This is a genomic window from Ruania zhangjianzhongii, from assembly GCF_008000995.1.
In the GTDB taxonomy this organism is placed as follows: Bacteria; Actinomycetota; Actinomycetes; order Actinomycetales; family Beutenbergiaceae; genus Ruania; species Ruania zhangjianzhongii.
Genome location: NZ_CP042828.1, coordinates 3640404 through 3658794, shown reverse-complemented (window position 1 = coordinate 3658794; position 18391 = coordinate 3640404). Strand labels below are relative to the sequence as shown.

19 protein-coding genes are annotated in these 18391 nt (G+C 68.8%); 6 read left to right on the top strand and 13 right to left on the bottom strand.

Annotated elements, in window-relative coordinates; all coding sequences use genetic code 11:
* Positions 1-23 precede the first annotated feature (23 nt).
* Entirely contained in the window at positions 24-1112 is a 1089-nt protein-coding gene (locus FU260_RS23870) for a GNAT family N-acetyltransferase (RefSeq protein WP_210418111.1), read from the top strand.
* Between the two features lie 804 nt (positions 1113-1916).
* Here the strand turns inward: FU260_RS23870 and FU260_RS16955 are convergent.
* The 6 genes from FU260_RS16955 to nhaA all read right to left on the bottom strand — a co-directional run bounded on the left by FU260_RS16955 (position 1917) and on the right by nhaA (position 8296).
* Positions 1917-2933, bottom strand: a complete 1017-nt coding sequence (locus FU260_RS16955) for a hypothetical protein (protein WP_147918121.1) — start codon at positions 2931-2933, stop codon at positions 1917-1919.
* A gap of 158 nt (positions 2934-3091) precedes the next feature.
* On the bottom strand, positions 3092-4357 hold the full coding sequence (locus FU260_RS16950; protein ID WP_147918120.1) for an acyltransferase family protein: 1266 nt from the start codon (positions 4355-4357) through the stop codon (positions 3092-3094).
* A gap of 36 nt (positions 4358-4393) precedes the next feature.
* On the bottom strand, positions 4394-4996 hold the full coding sequence (locus FU260_RS16945) for a hypothetical protein (RefSeq protein WP_147918119.1): 603 nt from the start codon (positions 4994-4996) through the stop codon (positions 4394-4396).
* A complete protein-coding gene (locus tag FU260_RS16940) occupies positions 4996-5688 on the bottom strand; it encodes a cyclase family protein (protein ID WP_147918118.1) in 693 nt (230 codons plus the stop codon). Before FU260_RS16940 ends, FU260_RS16945 begins: the two co-directional genes overlap by 1 nt.
* Positions 5689-5765: 77 nt before the next feature.
* Complete coding sequence (locus tag FU260_RS16935) at positions 5766-6233, bottom strand: hypothetical protein (protein WP_147918117.1); 468 nt, start codon at positions 6231-6233, stop codon at positions 5766-5768.
* Positions 6234-6382: 149 nt separating this feature from the next.
* Complete coding sequence (nhaA, locus tag FU260_RS16930) at positions 6383-8296, bottom strand: Na+/H+ antiporter NhaA (protein WP_147919575.1); 1914 nt, start codon at positions 8294-8296, stop codon at positions 6383-6385.
* Positions 8297-8547: 251 nt separating this feature from the next.
* Here nhaA and FU260_RS16925 point away from each other — a divergent pair, with 251 nt between their 5' ends.
* Entirely contained in the window at positions 8548-9945 is a 1398-nt protein-coding gene (locus tag FU260_RS16925) for a dihydrolipoyl dehydrogenase family protein (protein ID WP_147918116.1), read from the top strand.
* Positions 9946-10179: 234 nt separating this feature from the next.
* Here FU260_RS16925 and FU260_RS16920 read toward each other — a convergent pair whose 3' ends face one another.
* Genes FU260_RS16920 through FU260_RS16910 form a run of 3 tightly spaced genes read right to left on the bottom strand, consistent with a single transcriptional unit; the run spans position 10180 to position 11796 of the window.
* The gene (locus tag FU260_RS16920) at positions 10180-10719 is read right to left on the bottom strand and encodes a hypothetical protein (RefSeq protein WP_147918115.1); all 540 of its coding nucleotides are present in this window, start codon (positions 10717-10719) and stop codon (positions 10180-10182) included.
* A 20-nt stretch (positions 10720-10739) separates the two neighbouring features.
* On the bottom strand, positions 10740-11306 hold the full coding sequence (locus FU260_RS16915; RefSeq protein ID WP_147918114.1) for a helix-turn-helix domain-containing protein: 567 nt from the start codon (positions 11304-11306) through the stop codon (positions 10740-10742).
* Positions 11290-11796 carry a hypothetical protein gene (locus FU260_RS16910; RefSeq protein WP_147918113.1) on the bottom strand — a complete coding sequence of 169 codons (507 nt, stop codon included), beginning with the start codon at positions 11794-11796 and terminating at the stop codon, positions 11290-11292. Before FU260_RS16910 ends, FU260_RS16915 begins: the two co-directional genes overlap by 17 nt.
* Positions 11797-12298: 502 nt before the next feature.
* Here FU260_RS16910 and FU260_RS23655 point away from each other — a divergent pair.
* Together FU260_RS23655 and FU260_RS16905 are read left to right on the top strand one after the other, a co-directional pair.
* Complete coding sequence (locus FU260_RS23655) at positions 12299-12451, top strand: hypothetical protein (RefSeq protein ID WP_168211824.1); 153 nt, start codon at positions 12299-12301, stop codon at positions 12449-12451.
* A 207-nt stretch (positions 12452-12658) separates the two neighbouring features.
* Complete coding sequence (locus tag FU260_RS16905) at positions 12659-14083, top strand: NupC/NupG family nucleoside CNT transporter (RefSeq protein ID WP_244951242.1); 1425 nt, start codon at positions 12659-12661, stop codon at positions 14081-14083.
* Between the two features lie 64 nt (positions 14084-14147).
* Here FU260_RS16905 and FU260_RS16900 read toward each other — a convergent pair whose 3' ends face one another.
* The 4 genes from FU260_RS16900 to FU260_RS16885 all read right to left on the bottom strand — a co-directional run bounded on the left by FU260_RS16900 (position 14148) and on the right by FU260_RS16885 (position 16413).
* Positions 14148-14666, bottom strand: coding sequence for a Clp protease N-terminal domain-containing protein (locus FU260_RS16900; protein WP_147918111.1), 519 nt, complete (start codon positions 14664-14666; stop codon positions 14148-14150).
* A complete protein-coding gene (locus FU260_RS16895; protein ID WP_147918110.1) occupies positions 14666-14872 on the bottom strand; it encodes a helix-turn-helix domain-containing protein in 207 nt (68 codons plus the stop codon). The genes FU260_RS16900 and FU260_RS16895 overlap by 1 nt, the downstream gene beginning before the upstream one ends.
* 78 nt (positions 14873-14950) lie before the next feature.
* Complete coding sequence (locus tag FU260_RS16890) at positions 14951-15844, bottom strand: dihydrodipicolinate synthase family protein (protein ID WP_147918109.1); 894 nt, start codon at positions 15842-15844, stop codon at positions 14951-14953.
* A 101-nt stretch (positions 15845-15945) separates the two neighbouring features.
* The gene (locus FU260_RS16885; protein WP_210418110.1) at positions 15946-16413 is read right to left on the bottom strand and encodes a MarR family winged helix-turn-helix transcriptional regulator; all 468 of its coding nucleotides are present in this window, start codon (positions 16411-16413) and stop codon (positions 15946-15948) included.
* 46 nt (positions 16414-16459) lie between these two features.
* Here FU260_RS16885 and FU260_RS16880 point away from each other — a divergent pair, with 46 nt between their 5' ends.
* Both FU260_RS16880 and FU260_RS16875 read left to right on the top strand, forming a co-directional pair.
* Positions 16460-16831 carry a cupin domain-containing protein gene (locus tag FU260_RS16880; RefSeq protein ID WP_147918108.1) on the top strand — a complete coding sequence of 124 codons (372 nt, stop codon included), beginning with the start codon at positions 16460-16462 and terminating at the stop codon, positions 16829-16831.
* A 244-nt stretch (positions 16832-17075) separates the two neighbouring features.
* Positions 17076-18389, top strand: coding sequence for an extracellular solute-binding protein (locus FU260_RS16875; RefSeq protein ID WP_235912293.1), 1314 nt, complete (start codon positions 17076-17078; stop codon positions 18387-18389).
* Positions 18390-18391 lie beyond the last annotated feature (2 nt).

The window sequence follows — 18391 nt, the reverse complement described above, 5'->3', positions numbered from 1 at the left end:
CGGCGGGCGGTAGGGTACGCGATGTGGACGATCGACTCGCTGTGCCCACCTGGAACTTCCGTCGGTTGCATCGTGAGGACTTCGACCAGCTGCAGGAATGGCTGGCCGATCCCGTCGTCGCGCGATGGTGGTACCACGAGGTCAGCGACGAAGCGCTCGAGCGAGACTTCGGCCCCAGCGTCGACCGCGGTGAACCCGGCGAAGATCTCCTCGCTCTGGGTGACGGCGTTCCGGCCGGGCTGGTGCAACGGTGCCGGCTGGCCGACTATTCGGAGTACGCCACATCGCTGGCTGCCCTGACGCCGCTCTCGCCGCAGGCGTGGACGGTGGACTACCTGCTCGGGGCCGCCCATCGCGGCCGCGGATGGGCCGCGGCGATGCTCCGTGCCGCCGTCGCCGATCTGCGCGTCGCTCACCCGGAGGCCGCCGAGATCGTCGTCCCGGTCGTGGCCGGGAACCGAGCTTCCTGGCGGCTGCTGGAGGCCACCGGCTTCGAGCGCATCGCCGAAGGTGACCTCGAGCCGGACAACCCGATCGACCCGCCACTGCACTACGTCTACCGCCTCGGTCCGGTGGCTACGGTGGCCGACCAGCTGCCCAGCCGTGAAGAAGACGTCCTGGTACGCCGGCTGGGTGAGGCCGATGCCGAACCGTTCGCCACCGGCACCCGGGATGAGGCAGTGCGCGAGTACGGTCATCTGCCGCTGGCTGAGTACACCCCGCAGATCGTTCGGGAGCAGATCGACGGCGTGATCCGGGACGGTCTGGAATCGGACAGTCTCGCTGTGCTCGCCGTGGCCGATGCGGACACCGACGTCTTCCTCGGCTCGCTGGTCCTGTTCGACATCGGCGACCAGAGTGCGGAGGTCGGCTTCTGGCTCGCACCCCAGGCGCGAGGTCGAGGGGTGGCTCAGAAGACGCTCCGGGTGGCGGCCCGGCTCGCACGCGCACGAGGACTCGGCGAACTGCGCGCGCGGACCCATCCGGAGAACCTGGGCTCCCGCCGCGCGCTGACCCGAGCGGGCTTCACCGCAGTGGGGGAGGCTCGCGAAGAGGCCACCCCCTCCGGGGCGAGGACCACAGTGCTGTCCTTCCGCTGCCGACTGACCTGAATCGACCGGTCGGCACAACCTCGGCGGCAGGCGAGTTATCAGGGTGACCAATTGGCAATGGTCAACCGTTCTATTTGCCAAAATGCTATCGCCGGACGTGCTTATTCAATGACGGCTATGCGCGCCTCCACTTGCGGCACCGGCGGGGTGCGGACCGGGTGCGCCAGATCACCCTGTTTGCGTTGCTCTGGTGCGGAAAAGTCGCTTTTCAACCGGCGCGATCTGGGGTAGTGTTTGGAGTGGTCGATGAACCGACGGGGTCCGCACGGCATCACCATTCATTTATCACCCGCATCGCTGCCTTCAAGGTGGCGTGGCGACCCACGTGTTCGCGCGTTGCTTAGCCTCGTTCTCTCCTTGGCGCAGCGATCCGTCTGGAAAGCTGAGACTCACCATGAGCTTCTTCGGTTCTTCGTTCGGATCGCCGAACGTCTGCCCACACTGCCGCAGCCAGGTCGACCTGACGACCTACGGCACGGTACCTGCCCACACCTCCCGTTCCACCGGCAGCCCTTGCTCGGGAGCCGGGCTTCCGGCCACTGCCGTTCCGCCGTGGCCGGGTACGCTCGCGAGCGTCAAGGGTCCTGCTGCGCCGCGCAAGATCCGTCGTCGGCGCACGCTGCGCCGTCCCGAGTCTCGAGTGGAGGCGCCGGCGGCCCTCTGAGCACTGCTGGCTGACCGCTGCTGCGGTCGAGGTCCAGAGCCCGGGTGCCACGTTTCGGCGTGGCACCCGGGCTTCTCTTGTGCTGTGGGCGGGGGCGGCGGCTGGCCCCTGAGCCCACGCCCGCGCACGGAAGATGGTGATCAGGCCGCAGTCCGCTCGCGGCGGCGCGCGGTCACTCGTGCGTAGCTCAGCGTGGTGATCACCAGGCCGATTCCCCAGACCAGGTACGCGGGCACCGACACCCAGAAGAAGGCCTCGGGCAGATCCATGCCTGGAGACGGGGGGAACGGATTGCGCCCCGCGAGCCGGTCGAGGACCATCATCACCGTCATCATCCCGAAGTAGGCCACCATGGTGACGCCGAGCACCGCCCCGCAAATGAGCAGGAGCGGCCGCGGCACCCGGTGGTCGCCCAGCCAGGGGATCCACCCGGGCAGGACCCGTCCCCAGCGATGCACCAGCGCCAACGGCAGGAGCACTCCGGCGAGCAGGAATCCGGCTTCGAACACCACCAGCGCTGGGCCGTCTGCGAGCGGGTTCATCTCCATGCCGACGATCAGCTGGGCGACCAGCCGGGTCAGGCAGGCCGCTACTGTGACGTAGCCGGCCGCGATCGCCCAGCCGGGCGTCTGCTGCACCTGTGGTCGGGCGCCACGGAACGTGCCGGTCGCTCGCCAGAACAGCCACGTGTGGGTACCGATCAGCACCGCCGCGATCGCGCAGCCCAGGCGGCTCAGTGCACCCCAGGCAAAGAAGGGCAGGCCGAGGCCCGGGAGGAGGCCACCGATGAGGTCGAGGATCACCAGAGCGCTCGCCGCCATCAGCGCAGCGGCGGCGCACCCGCCGATGATCGTGACCAGCAACCGCAGCCTTGACGTGGCAGCCCGCCGCTGCAGCCCCGCCTGGGCGCCGACGGTGAGCAGCCCGACGGCCAGCGTGCCGGCGGCCGCTGGATCGGCCAGGACGATCAGGTCGGTTCCGATCGCCGAGAGCGGGACCGACACGTCGATCGCCATCAGCACCAGGCGGACCACCGCATAGCCGACCAACCAAGCGGCGGTCAGCGTGGTGAACCAGGCGGGTGGGCCGGTGCTCGGCCGTGCCGCTGTTCGGTGTGATTCGGGTGTGGGCAGCTCAGGAGCCTGTCTAGTGCGCATGCCGTCACGCTAGGAGCGGGTGGGTGGTCGCTGGCTCCCCCGTACGGGTGAAGGGGCTCCCCGCGCGGGTGAAGGGGCTCCCCGCGCGGGTGAAGGGGCTCCCCGCACGGGTGAACCGGCCCCTCGCTCGGGTGAATCGCGTGATCCGGCCGCGCAGCTCAGATCGGGTAGCGGCGCCCGTTCAGCCACGCACCGAGGGCGCGGGGCCGGACCAGCAGGTGATAGCTGGACAGCAGCAGCGCCGTCGTCACCGCCAGGGTGAGGGTGAGCTTGACCGGCATCGGCCAGGTCAGGTCGGCGATCACCAGCTCGCACAGCAGAAGGATCGGTAGGTGCAGCAGGTAGGCCCAGTAGGAGGAGTCGGCCAGGTAGCGCACCATTGGGCGCTCTCGGCGCAGGAACCGCACGCACACCCCGATCAGCGCATACACCCAGCACCAGCCGGCCACGGCGAGGATGGCCGCGCCAGCTACGAACGGGACGTCCTGCTCCACGGCCAGGTAGGCCGCGGCGGTGCCGACCACGGCGGCGGCCAGGTGCGCCGGCCACTGCCCGGCGAGGCGCTGCAGGCTGCCGCGCTGGGCGAAGAGCAGCCACCCGGTGGTAAAAGCGCCGAGGTAGGTCACCAGGGAGGAGCCCTGGGGGATCAGGGTGAGTGGCTCTCGCAGGCCGCCGTTGATGCTGCCCTGCAGGACCAGCCCGACGGCGTAGGGCACAGCGGGCAGCAGGACCGCACCCGGCGAGGAGAGCAGCCGGCCGAGCGCGCGTGCCGCGCGACCCAGGCGCTCGGCCCCGACGGTGCGCACCAGCACAGCGCGGACCAGCACCACGATCAGCAGCGCCTCCATCAACGTCCAGAGGAACCAGAGCACACCGGGCCCGAAGATCAGCCAAAGGCTCGCGTCCTCGGCCGCCGGTGGCGGTGGGAGATCGCGCACGCTCAGGTTGAGTGCGCTGATCAGCCAGGTGGACATCACCGAGACCGGCCAGAACACGATCGCCGGGAGCAGGATCCGCTTGCTGCGGTCGCCCAAGTACCGGCGGGCGCCGCGGCGCCGGAGCACCATCGACCCGAAGTAGCCCGCGAGCATCATGAACAGCACCATCCGGAACAGGTGGATCACGAACACGATCGGCCCGGCCAGCGCCGATGGCTGCGAGTCGACCACCATCCAGGTCGACTGGGGGAGGAACGGCATCAGCGCGTGCAGCACGATCCCGAGCAGCAGCGCGCCGCCGCGGAGGGCGTCCAGACCGTGCAGCCGGGTGGTCGAACCACCGGACGGCCGCGCAGCCGAACCACCCGATAGCCGCGCAGTCGAGTCGGCCGGTAGTCGCGTGGCTGTCGGCTGGCCCGCCGGCAGGTGGGTGGGCCCGGTCGGGCCGGTGGGCGGGTGCTGCTGGGTGTCGGTGGGTGAGGACATGCCGAGCACGCTAGGTGCCGGTGCGCAGCAGGATCGTCACCCGAAAGTCTGATCCGTGGGATCTTTCGGTGGTCCGGAGGCAGGAGTCTCAGGCGTCGGCGTCGGCGTCGTGTCGGCGTCCGCGTCCGCGCCGGGGTCCTTGGTGTCCTCACCGCCGCGATTCGCGGCGTTCTCGCCGCCGGGGTCCTTGGTGCCGAACGGCCGCCCGTTGCGCAGGACCAGAACGATCGGCCCGCCGATGAAGAAGACTCCGCCGACGAGTCCGGCCACCAGCACGAGGGCTCGGGGGAACATCACCGTGGTCGCGAAGCTGAACTGGTCCCAGCCGATCAGGGCGAGGCCGAACGCAGCCAGGCAGCCCAGGCCGAGGAGCACGGAGATGCCCAGCAGCGCGATCACGAACGCCTTGGTCGTGGCCTCGCTGTCAGTCCCACGCAGCTCCGCCTCGGTCGACCACCAGTTCAGGATGCCGAAGAGCAGGCAGGCGCCGAAGAACAGCACCGCGGCCACGCCCAAGCCCACCGATCCCTGGCTGATTCCCCAGCCGCCCGCCACCACGAACACCAGTCCGATCACCGTCATCAGCCTGGCCTCGCGCAGCTGCTTGCGTTGCCCTGGCGGGAGTCGGCGGCGGGCCATCAGTGCACCGCAGGAACCGTCGCGAATGCCCGCACCGGAAAGGTTCCGAAGCCCTCGATCTTCGGCGGCACCACGGTCAACCGCGCGCCGCTGGCCGGCAGGGCGCCGAGGTTCGTCAGGTGCTCGAGCACATGGATCCCGGCACCGAGGAACGTGCTGTGCGCGGGCCGCTGGCCCTCGGCAGCCGGCGAGGCGTCGTCCAGGTTGACCGAGTCGATCCCCACGGCAGTGGCGCCGGCCTCGAGAAGGTGACGGACGCCGTCGGCGGTAAGGAACGGTGCATCCTCGCCATAGGCGGGTGTGCCGAAGTGGCGGTCCCAGCCGGTGTGCAGCAGCACCGCCTTGCCGCGCACGTCCCGCTCGGCCAGCGCCGACGCCACGATGCCCCGCGTGGCCGCTTCCTCGAGATGGAACACCTCGGTGGGCAGGTCCACCAGGGTCTCCAGCTCCAGCGCCGCCAGGTCCGGACCGTCGGCGTAGCGGTGGAACGCCGTGTCCAGATAGGTGCCGGTGTTCCCGACCATGGTGATCGCATCGATGCTGAACGTGGTTCCCGGGGCGTAGTGCGAGGCCGAGGCCTCCCGGCTCAGGTGCGGGCTTATCCGCGGCCCGGGCAGGCCGGGGTAGGTGACCAGTCCGGCACGGATCGTGTGGCTCAGGTCCACCAGGTGGCGAGCGTCGTAGTCGGGCATCCCTTCGATGATAGGCAGCGCTGTACCGGCAGCGCAGGGGCCGAGCCAGCGACAGCGTCGGCGGTGGTGGTCCACCCTCACTCGGGTGGCGTGCCGCGCTGGCCGCGGACGCGCCGCACGAGCAGCAGCACGCCGCCACCACCGAACAACGCGGTACCGATGGCGCTGGCAGCCAGCGCCATCGGCTGGGAGTAGCGGGCCCGGGTGGCGAGGCCGGTGGTGTCCCACGAGGTCAGGGCGAAGACGAACAACGCGAGACTCGCCAGGCCGATCAGGATCACGGCGACGCTCACCACGACCGGGACGTCCCTGCCCGGTGACCGGCCGGATCCGGTGGGCTGGGCCGGTCGTCGAGACCCGATCCAGATCGCCGACCACAGCAGCAGGCTCGCCAGGCCGATCAGGATCGCGACGATGCCGATCAGCACGGCGCCGGTCACCACAGCGATCACCCCGGCCGCCAGGATCACCACGGAGAGCAGAGTGAACCTGCGTACCTGCCGGAGGGAGTCGGGGTCCTGCTGCCCGCCGCTACCGCGCACCATCGGCGCTCCTGCGGTGCGGTCGGGTGTGCCTCGGCGGCGTGGTCGCCATCAGCAGCGGGAGAGCGGGAGTCATCTTCTCGATCGTAGGAGACGCAGCGACCGGCGTCGCGGGTGAGCTCAGCCGTGTGCGGTCGTTGCCGTCCACCTGCTCACCGCTGCACCGGTGCCGTCCGCTCGAGCTCGCGGATCAGTGTCTGGGCGTCGTACGGACCGGTGTGCCGCCGCCCGTTGATGAAGAACGTGGGGACGGCGATGATCCCCATCGCTTCGGCGTCGAGCAGGTCGTCGCGCACCCGGGAGGCGGTCTCGCCGGTGTCCAGATCAGACTCGAAGCGCTCGACATCCAGGCCCAGCTCCTCTGCCCGGTGGACGATATCGGAGGGCAGCTGGTGCTCCTGGTCTGCGAACAGGCTGCGGGAGAACTCGAAGAACTGCCCCTGACGGCCGGCCGCCTCGGCGGCTTCGGCAGCGGCCAGAGCGTTCGGGTGGTACTCGGTGAGTGGGGCGTGCCGCCAGACGTAGCGCAGCCGGTCACCCAAGATGCGGTGCACCTCCTCGACCGAGCCGGTGGCCTTCAGGCAGAAGCCGCACTGGAAGTCCCCGTACTCCACCAGGGTCAGTGGTGCCTCCGGCGGGCCCCAGAAGTGGTCCCGGCCGGAATCCACCGGGCGGCTCAGGATTCGCCCCGCCTCAGCTGCCGGGTGCCGGATATCGGAGATCCGGAACACCACAGCGGCCACGACGAAGGCGATCACCGACGCGGCCAGCACCCCCACCCGCGCCTGGTTCTGCACGTCCGGATCGGTGATGGCCAAGTTCACGATGAACAGCGAGATGGTGAACCCGATACCGCACAGCACCCCGCCACCGGCGAGGCGCCCGGTGGTGAGCCCGGTGCCCACGTCTCCCACCCCCAGCACCCGCAACAGCGAGGTGGCCCCGGCCACGCCGAGGAGCTTGCCGAGCACCAGTCCGGCGATGATGCCCCAGGTGATCGGCGAGCTCCACGCGGCCACGAGGATGTCGGTGCTCAGCCGTACCCCGGCATTGGCCAGCGCGAACAGCGGGAGCACGACGTAGGCGATGTAAGGGGCGTAGGCGGACTGCAGTCGCTCGTTGATCGAGATCGACTCCCGCAGGCTGTTCGCGGCGGCTCGGGCGTACTCCGAGCTCGGGGACTGCCGGAAGGTCCGTGCCAGGTCCAGTGCGTGCTCCACGTCGCGGCGCTCCGGGCGGTAGACCGGAATCAGCAGGGCGATCGCGACGCCCGCGAGGGTGGGGTGCACACCGGAGGCGAGGAACGCGAGCCAGACTCCCACGGCCAGCACGCCGTACACCGGGCCGCGGCCGCTGCGCAGATACCTGGTGAGGTACACGCCGAGCAGACCGAGGGCCGCGATGATCAGCGGCGCGGGCATGAACTCGTCGGTGTAGACGAACGCGATGATGGTCAGCGCGCCGATATCGTCGACGACGGCGAGAGCGAGCAGGAAGACGCGCAGCCGCCCGGGAGCGCGGGGGCCGATCAGGGCGAGTGCCCCGATGAGGAAGGCGGTGTCCGTCGAGATGACCACCCCCCAGGCACCGGAGTATCCGGTTCCGGCGGTGATCAGGACGTAGAGCAGCGCGGGCACCGCCAGACCGGCAGCGGCTGCGACCACGGGCACGAGAGCCCGGGACCAGCTGGTCAGCTCACCGATGGCGAACTCCCGCCGCACCTCCAGGCCCACGGTGAAAAAGAACAGCGCCATCAAGGCGTCGTTCACCAACGCATGCACGGTGAACTCCAGGCGCAGGTCCTCGATCCCAATCAGCACCCGCGACTCCCAGAACCCGCTGTAGCTGCCCGGGGAGGTGTTCGCCCAGATGATCGCCGCCACAGTGGCGAGCAGGAGGAGCAGGGCACCGACGCGGGTGCGCCCCATGGCGCGGACCCGCATCGCGATGGTGCTCCCACGCGCGGCGAGCGTGCTGTGTTCTGGGTCGGGGGAGGTCTGGATGACGGTCAGGCCGGCCCCGGTATCGGCGGTGTCCTGGGGTGGGGCCGTGTTCGGGGTGTCCATGGCGAGTGCCTCCGGCGCGATGAGAGCCCGGCCCATGGCGGCAGTGGGCTCGACCTCGTGCAGCCAAGGCCAGGCGCGACGCACACCGACGGGTCGCTTCCTCGATAGTAGCGGCCTGCCCGCTCCAGCAGCCCGGCCCGCTCCCGGCGGCGGGCCGGGTGCGGCGTGCGACCCGCGGCGGGGCAGCGTGCCCTGGGCACAGCCAGTGCTCCAGGCGCGGAGCGGGCGAGCCGGGAGTAGCGTGACGAGCGATGTCCACGCAGCGCGGTCCCGCCGACCACACCGAACATGTTGATCTCCTGGTGATCGGCTGGGGCAAGGGCGGCAAGACCCTCGCCGGTACCGCTGCCCGCCGGGGCAAGCGGGTCGCCCTGATCGAGCAGTCCGCCGAGATGATCGGCGGCACGTGCATCAACGTCGCCTGCGTGCCCACGAAGATCCTCGTGCACCAGGCGGACCAGCGCCGCGAGGCCGATGACCCCGACGACTATTTCGCGGCGGCTGTCCAACGCCGCGACACTCTCACCAGCGCGATGCGGACGAAGAACTTCCAGCTGCTGGACGAGCTCGACTCTGTGCTTCTGGTTTCGGGGCACGCTGAGTTCACCGGTGACCGCGAGGTACTGGTCACCGGGGGTGACGAGACCCTAGGGATCACCGCCGAGACCGTGCTGGTCAACACCGGCTCCCGCCCCGCCGTCCCGCCGATCGAGGGGGCGCACGTGGGCGGGCGGATCCACGACTCCACCACTCTGCAACACGTCTCGCCGCTGCCGGGTTCACTGATCGTGGTCGGCGGCGGCTACGTCGGGCTGGAGTTCGCCTCGATGTTTGCCCACTTCGGCGCCGAGGTCACTGTGCTGGACCGGGGCGAGCGCCCGCTGCGGCAGGAAGATCCGGAAGTCGCCGAAACTGCCGTGAGCATCCTTGCCGGCGACGGCGTCCAGGTCACCTCGGCCGCGGAGGTCACCTCGATCGCTGCTGGTCCGGAGCAGGCGGAGGTGACCTATGCGGCCGACGGCCGCGAGATGAGGCTCGGCGCGGATGCCGTGCTGCTGGCCCTCGGCCGGGAACCGGCCACCGACGGGCTGGGTCTGGAGCGCGGGGGAGTGGACGTGGACGACCGCGGGTTCGTCGCCGTCGATGAGTACCTGCGCACCACCGCCCGGGGCGTCTATGCGTTGGGTGATGTCAACGGTGGTCCGCAGTTCACCTATGTGTCGTTGGACGACAACCGGATCGTGGCCGATCAGTTGTTCGGGGCCGGGAAGCGATCCACGCAGGACCGGGTGGCCGTGCCGTACACCATCTTCCTGACCCCGCCGCTGGCCCGTGTGGGCCTGACCGAGGCGCAGGCGCGCGAGCAGGGCTACGACGTACGGGTGGCAGCGAAGCAGATGGCCGATATCGCCGCGGCCCCGCGAGCGAAGATCGAGGGCGAGCCCCGCGGCATCGTCAAGTGCGTGGTCGACGGGGCGAACGACCGGGTCCTGGGTGTGGCCCTGATGCATGTGCACTCCCAGGAAGTGATCAACCTGGTGGCGCTGGCGATGCGGCACTCGATCACCGCTTCCGAGCTGCGGGACGCGATCTACACCCACCCTTCGGCCACCGAGGCGCTGAACGAGGTGCTCGGCGCACTGGCGTGAGCGCGCCGAGGCGTCGACCGGCGCGTGTCCCCCGGGCGCATAGGGTTCGCGGGTCTGGAAGGCTGGACTTCCTCGGCAGGCAGGACTATCCTCCACTCATCATGCGGAGGTCAAATTCCGCATCTCGGAATCGAGCCGAGAGAGTGATGACGCGCATCCTGGTAGTGAACTTCAACGCCACGGAGTCGATGATGGACGGAATCGTCGTCTCAGCACACGCGGTGGCCGCATCAGTTACCGAGATCCTCGGCTGTCGGCCCCGTCATCTTGCGTCGCCCCAAGGTCGATCGCGGGTGGCAGTTGACCCCGCAGAAGCAAAGGCAATGTCAGCGGAGGGAAGCCGAGATCGGCCGTCGAGGCTAAGACTTGGGCCCGGAGCAGCGGTTGGACCGACATACGGGTGACGTCGACAAGCTCAGCACGCTGCTCTGAGGAAAGCGAGCCGATGTCAGGCTTGGTGAATATACCCATGTGTGCCATGTGTATGCGTGCGACGTCCGTTGCGTCAGATTCGGGGCCCTTCTCGGCGACCTGCTCGCCGTTCGAGGTCTTGTCCGGAACGGAGGGCTCCTCGGTGCCCGAAAGTGCCCGACTCTCTGAGTCTTGTAGCACGACCTCATTCACGATCAGGCACAGAACGACCTCGTCCTGATCCGTGACACGGAACTCCGTCGTCCAGTGGTACGTGCCAGGCCGGTCGAGGAACCCCGTCCGGTCAACCTCCATGTGGTCTAGGGCCAACATGCTCAGCCGGAATGGGAAGTCGTCGTGCACACCGTGGTCAGGTTGGGGTCTCACAGTCCAGCCAAACGCCTTTGTGGCTGCTGCGTCTGCGAACGGGCCGCGACTGCATGCTTCGCATAGCGCGACCAAGCTGCGTCCCGACGTCGGCTCCGTTCTTCCGGTTCCCCGATGGGTGTCACCGACGTGGGTGACGACGGCCCTTCATACGTAGCCTCGTGCACCCCATCGATGCCGACGAATCGCTGGACCCAGAACTTGCTCGTTGCATCGTCACGTTCGTCGGCGACCTGTTGGCCGCGCTCAGATGCCGTGTGGTGTGCCTCAAGCGCCAGGTTCTGGTCCAACACGCTCATCAGTTTGGCGAGGGTGCTCAAACGGACGTTGCCATCTCCATGGCGCAACTGGGATACCCTGCCCTCAGTGACCCCTAAGGCGTTCGCAACGTCTCGTGCCGATAGTGCCGTCTCCTCGAAGGCTTGCTCGATGAGAGCTTGAGCCCGCAGGGCTGCTTCGGCTGCGGCGAGCTCCGCCCGCCCTCGCGGTGTCGAAACGAGCTCGTCCAGCATCGACACGCGATCATCGCTGACATTGAGCTTCTGTCTAGGTGTCCTGGTCATACGTCAGATCCTCCTCTCGTACGTCAAGGGACCGCTGAACGTCCTGAGGCAACGCCTTCTCCCCCAGCTTGGCAAAGCAGTGCCCCAGCCTGAGCTGGTGGTCGAAGTTGGGAAACCACCAGTACACCGACTCGATCCCGTTTGTTCGGTCGAGGATCTTGGGCCGCTCCGTGTAGGTGCCGTCGCCCGGCGTATCGAAGAACGAGAGACGCTTGGCAGCGCGCTTGAACTCCCAGACGCCTCGTTCCAAGTAGTTGACTGCCCGGGCGTGCGGCGGTTCGCCCACAGTCGCCACATGCTTGAGGACGGCAAGGATCGCCGGATAGTCGTAAATCTGCTCGTCAGACGGCCTATCCGGATCGTTTGGATCACCATCCCACATGCCCTTCTTGAGTTCATCTAGGAACTGACCGGCTGGTTCGGACCCGTCGGCTGTTCGCGCACACTCGACGTCGTAGAACGCTCCCTTGACGACGAGTCGTCTCTCCACTTTAGCCAAAGATAAAGCTCCCGTCGACCAGAACCAAGTCAGACCCATGAGCAACGCTGCGATTCCCGGGCCGCACGGCACACGGCACACGGCACACGGCACACGGCACACGGCACACGGCACACGGCACACGGCACACGGCACACGGCACACGGCACAGCCTATGGTCGATCTGGTCGTGCGGGGCGGAAACGCTGCCTATCTTCAGGGTGGCCTGGTCGAGTGGTCGGACAGATCGTCGACGATATTCGGGTCAGTCATACTCAACTTGACCGCGTGCTGGTAGTAGGAGGAGGGCCGGGGCGCCCCAGGGAGCTTCGCTGGAGGGTTCAAGCCCAGGGCGAGGTGTTGTCGTTCTCTATCGCGGTTCAAACGGGCGGGATCTGTACCGCGGCCATTCGGACAACTGCTTGTCCACGTGCACTGCCGTCAGTGAGGGACGATCGGACCCCGGTCGGGAGATTGTTCACCGCCAGGAGCCTGGATTCGCACTGAGTTCGCCTTGGTGCCGTGGTTCTCGGTGATCAAAGACTTCGGCTGGTTCATCGGCGCCCCGATCGCCGGCATCCTCTACTACGTGATCGCCAAGGACCGGGTGATCGTGCTGCCCGAGGAGGACAGGCCCACCGGCGAGCCGCCGGCCCGGGCGGGCTGAGCCGAGCTGCGGCTGGCGCCGTTCGGGCTGCAGACGGGCGCGGGCGGGGCTGCGGACTGCGCGGGCCGGGCTGCGGACGGCGCGGGCCAGGCCGGGCCGGTCTGGACGGGATCCCGGGCACCCCCGCCTAGGAATTGAGCGTGCTGCCCATGCGGAGGCATGCCAGCCTGGCAGGTGCACATCGCACAGATTTCAAAGGGGTGCTCCGTGGTCGATCTGCTCTGGGGGCTGGGCGGAATGCTCGCCCTGCTCGCGCTCGCTGTCCTGTTTTCCGCCGACCGACGAAAGATCCGAGTCCGCACCGTGGGGCTCGCACTGGCCACTCAGCTGGTGATCGCCGTCCTGGTGCTGTACGTCCCGTGGGGGGAGGCCGTCCTGGGCGGGGTGTCCTCCGCCGTGCAGGCCATGATCGACTCCTCGGCGGACGGGATCGACTTCCTCTTCGGCGCCATCCTGCCGGAGGAAGGCTCCGTGTTCGCGTTCCAGGTGCTCCCGGTGATCGTGTTCTTCGCCTCGCTCACCGCCGTGCTCTATCACCTCAACGTGCTCCAGTGGGTGGTCCGGATCATCGGTGGCGGGCTCGCGAAGATCCTCGGTACCACCCGACCGGAGTCGATGAACGCCGCGGCGAACATCTTCGTGGGTCAGACCGAGGCGCCGCTGGTGATCCGGCCGTACGTGAAGAAGATGACCCAGTCTGAACTGTTCGCCGTGATGGTCGGAGGCCTGTCCACTGTGGCCGGTTCGGTGCTGGTGGGCTACTCGCTGCTCGGCGCTCGGCTGGACTACCTGATCGCCGCGAGCTTCATGGCGGCGCCGGGTGCGTTGGCGATGGCCAAGATCCTGGTGCCCGCCGGATCCCTGGAGCGAACCGGGGAGGCAGCCGCGGTCGCCACTGCTGGGCCGGCCGAGACGGCGGAGACGGCAGGCACCGCCCCGGACGAGTCCGCACTCGGTGGGCATCGCTACCGGCGCCGGAAGAAGACCGGCACGGTGGTAGCCGACCGAGGGGCCGAGGGATCGGCCGACCAATCGGCCGAGCAAGCCGCCGCCGACGCCGCGACGGCCGTACCGGCGGACACCGGCGACGAGGACCGGGACGAGGACGAACCGGGCCAGGCGCGCAACGTCATCGACGCCGCCGCCCGGGGCGCCGGTGACGGTCTGTGGCTGGCGCTGAACGTCGGTGCCATGCTGCTGGCGTTCATCTCGCTGATCGCGCTCGCGAACCTCATCCTCGGCTGGGTCGCCGGCTGGTTCGGTGCGGATCTGACCATTGAGCAGATCCTCGGGTATGTCTTCGCGCCGGTGATGTTCCTCGCCGGGACGCCCTGGCCCGAGGCCCTGCAGGCAGGCAGCTTCCTCGGCCAGAAGGTGGTCCTGAACGAGTTCGTCGCCTTCAGTGACTTCGGCCCGCAGGCCGGTGAGTTCTCCGCCAAGGCACAGGCAGTGATCACCTTCGCGCTGACCGGCTTCGCCAACCTGGGCTCGATCGCCATCCTCTTGGGTGGGCTGGGCGGCATCGCCCCCAAGCGCCGGGGTGACATCGCCCAGCTCGGCCTGCGTGCCGTGCTGGCCGGCACGCTGGCGAACCTGATGAGCGCCACGATCGCCGGCATCCTGATCGGCTGACTGCCCTCAGCGGTCCCGCCGATGGTGAGCGGGGTTGGCTGAGCTGGTTGGCTGAGTGGGCAGATCAGGCGCTCTGCGCCCTGGGCTGCTCCAGTGCCGCGCGCAGGCCGGGCAGGTCTGTGCCGGCGCCAACGAGCGCGGTGCGGCCGTCGCACTCGGCCCGGATCAGCCCCAGCAACAGGTGGCGGCCAGTGATGGTGCGCTCCTGGAGGCGGACCGCCTCGCGCAGTGCCAGCTCGAGCGCCTTCTTCGCTTCCCGGCGGAACGGCAGGTGCTTGGGAGATCGGCCGGCGCGGGCCAGCGCACCGGGGCCGAACACCTCTTCGGCCCGGGCGGTGACCTGCTCCAGATCCACGCCGACGGCGGAGAGGGCGTGGCTATCCAGCTCGCCGTGCTCGCCAGGTCGGGTAAGGGCCTCGACGTCGCCGCCGGCCGCGGTGACTGCAGCGGTGGTCTCAGCGCCGGGGGAGAGCAGGGCGACGAGCAGATGGGTGGTGGTGATCTGCCTGGCACCGCGGGCGCGGGCCACCTCCTGGGCGCCGACCACGGCGATGCGTGCTTCGTAGGTAAACCTCTCGAACATCACAGCTCCTTCCGGTACTTCTTGTGCACGGCCTGCCGGGTGACCCCGAGCGCCTCGGCGATCTCCTGCCAGGGCAGGCCGAGTTCGCGGGCGCGCCGAACCTGCAACAGCTCAAGCCGATCGGCCAGCTCGCGAAGTGAGCGGACGGCACGCAGCCCGGTGGCTGGGTCGGCACCTGCCGCTGCGGTCATCAGATCCTCGGACATGTGTCAACCTTAGTTGACGCCGCTGTTCAGTGTCAACAAAGGTTGACGCCCGTGGGTGCCCGTGGTGGAGGCGGGCACTCAGGCGTGGAGGTCGAGTGCGGCAACGATGTCGGCGACGCGCGCGCGGGCGCTGGCGGGGAGTCCCCGGATGGGCAGGGGGAGAGGGCTCTCGCGGACCAGGCCGAGGTGTTCGGCGATGGCTGCGGTGACCCGGTAGCTGCCGTACTGTGCGAACAGCCCCCACAGGGGTCGTAGGCGCTGGGATTCGCGCGTCGCGGCGTCGTGGTCGCCGCTGAGTGCCGCTCGGGTGATGGTGAGTGCGGGGGCGGGGAGGGTGCCGGCGATGACGGAGTACCAGGCGTCGCATCCGGCGTTCAGCCCGGTCGCGGCGGCCGGGTCGCCGGACACCCCGAGGGTGACGCCAGAGGGAATACGCTCTCGGATCGTCGATACTCGTGCGGCCGCGTCGTCGGGGTCGGCGGGAACGCCGGGGATCTTGATGGAGGCGACGTGTGGGAGGGCGGTGATGCGGGCGTAGAGATCGTCGGTGAAGGTGACGTGGGTGGTGCTGGGGTTGTCGTACGCCACCAACGGCACGGATAGTTCGGCGTTGACGTCTTCGAAGAGGCCGACGAGGTCGTCGTCGGTGAGGCTCTGGTAGGTGACCGGGGCGAGGAGCACGGCTGTTGCGCCCGCTTCCTGCGCGTCCGCGGCGAGGGCCTGCACCCTCGACGTGCGCAACGCACCGATACCGACCACCACTGGCACATCTCCGGCGTGCTCGACCGCGATCCGGGCTGCTCGGCGGCGTTCGTCGCGGTCGAGGTACAGGTAGGACCCGGTCGAGCCGAGCGCAGTGATGGAGTCCACTCCGGCGCCGACGAGACGATCGATCAGGCCCGCGTAGGCCGATTCATCGAGAATGTCATCGTGGAGCGGAGTGAGGGGGAACGCGCTCAGGCCGGTGAACATGATGGCTCCTTCTTCGCGAGGGCAGATCGGCGGGGTAGTGCGGCGAGATCGATACTCCCCGTCCAGGAAAGAGTGCTGAGGTAGGCGGCAGTGATCGCCGCTCACCATGCCGGCCGTAGCGGTCCTGGCTCGGCGAGGTGCAGCAGTGCGGCGGTCAGGCGCTCGAGGTCGCCGTCCGGCAACTGGTCTCGCCACGCGGCGACCGTCTCGGTGGCAGCGGCTGTGGCAGCAGCGGTGGCGTCCTGCCCCTGGGCGGTGAGTTCGAGCAGTACCTGGCGCCGGTCCACGGGGTCTGGTTGGCGGCGCAGATAGCCCTGTGCGGTCAAGTTCCGGACCATCTCGCTGGCCGCCTGCTTGGTCACGCCCAGGTGCTCGGCGACCTGAACGGTGGTGGCCGGCCCGGCGCTCAGGCGGATGAAGGCGAAGCCGTGGGCCGGGCGCAGGTCGGTATAGCCGCGCTCGCGCATTCCCCGCTGAATGCCGTCCACCAGCTGGCCAGCGACCCGCAAGGTGGCCACTGCCGTCGTCCACTCCTGGCCCATGGCCACCAGTTTGACAGATGTAGTCAACACGCTTGACCATATAGTCAATCAACCTGACTACTTGGAGGGATCAATGCCCGTCGTTCGTCCTACAGACTCCACTCGCCACGAGTTGGGTGACGCTCAGTTCGAGACCTACGTCGCGCCGTCGACTGGGAGCGAGGACCTCTGCGCCTGGCGCCTGGTCGTGAGGCCCGGTGCGCGGGGCCTGGCGCACCGCCCGAGCAACGAGGAGGTCCTGCTCGTGCTCAGCGGGACGCTGTGCGGCGCACTCGGTGGCGAGGAGTTCGCGCTCGTGCCGGGAGAGGTGCTGCACGTGCCTGCCGACGTGGAAGTGCGCATCGACGGCGGGCCGGAAGGCGGCACCGCTTGGGTGAGCACCACCCGCGGGCTCGAGGCGGTGACCGCGGCGGGGGAGCGGCTCACTCCGCCCTGGGCCCAGTAGTCCGCCGACCGGGCCGACCTGGCCCACTCCTCCTGCTGGCTGCCGAAACTCTCGGCGGTTGGGCTCGGCGTGCCCTACCTGCTGCCGATATCGGCAGGAGGTAGGGCCGACCATGGGTGACGTGTGGTGCCGGCCGGTTCGCGGTCCTCGATAAGTTGCTGTTGACAGCAAAACCGGGCATGCCTACGCTGAGGCTGTCCGTAATACTTTCGACGTCGCCGTCGAAACTTTCGAGGAGAGTTCGATGATGAACACGAATATCAGGTGGGCCGCGGTCGCCGCTGCCTCCGCCCTCGCAGTCGGCGTGCTCGCCGGCTGCAGCGGCGGCTCCAGCAATGAAGGCGGGGGTGACGGTGAGGTGACCCTGGTCTGGTGGCACAACGCGACCGGGGAGCCACTGACCGGCTTCTGGCAGGACGTCGCCGCCGAGTTCGAAGCAGACAACCCTGGGGTGAGCGTCGAGGTCCAGGGCTATCAGAACGAGGAGCTGCAGCGCACGCTCATCCCGAACCAGTTGCGTACCGGCGAAGGACTCGACCTGTACCAGCAGTGGGGTGCCGGTGAGCTGGCCGGCCAGGTCGATGCCGGCTACGTCATGGACGTCTCCGACCAGGTGACGCAAGAGGTGGAGGCTCTCGGCGGTGTGGTCGCTCCCTGGCAGTACGAGGGCCAGACCTACGGTCTGCCGTACAACTTCGGGATCGAGGGATTCTGGTACAACAAGGAGCTGTTCGACCAGGCCGGGATCACGGAGCTCCCGACCACCCTCGAGGAGCTCTACGACGCGATCGACGCGCTCAAGGACGCCGGTATTACCCCGATCGGCGTCGGCGCTGGTGACGGTTGGCCGGCCGCGCACTACTGGTACAACTTCGCGCTGAAGTCCTGCTCCCCGGAAGTCTTGCAGCAGTCGCAGTCCGAGCTGGCCTGGGATGACCCGTGCTTCGTGGAGGCCGGGGAGATGCTGGCCGAGTTCGTCGCTGCCGAACCGTTCCAGGACGGATTCCTGGCCACCAGCGCCCAGCAGGGTGCCGGCAGCTCGGCCGGGATGCTCGCCACCGGCGAGGTCGCCATGGAGCTGATGGGCCACTGGAACCCGGGCGTGATGGGCGGCATCCTGCAGGAGGAGACCGGGGAGGAGGAGGCCAGTCCGCCGGAGTTCCTCGGCTGGTTCAACTTCCCTGGGATTGAGGGCGCAGCGGGCGACCCGACCGCAGCGCTCGGTGGCGGTGACGGGTTCTCCTGCTCGGCCTGGGCACCACCGGAGTGCGTGGATCTGCTGAGGTACATCTCCAGCGCGGACGTGCAGACCCGGTTCGGCGAGATCGGTGCCGGAGTGCCGGTCACCCCCGGGTCCGAGGAAGGCATCGGGGACCCGAACCTGCAGGAGGTGCTCGCCGGGCTGCGCGAGGCCAGCTACGTCCAGCTCTGGTTCGACACCGCTTACGGGCCGACGGTGGGCGGCGCGATGAACGACGCCGTCGTCCAGCTCGTCGGTGGTCAGGGCGCACCGGAGGACATCGTGCAGGCGATGACCGACGCGGCCGCCACTCTGTAGCC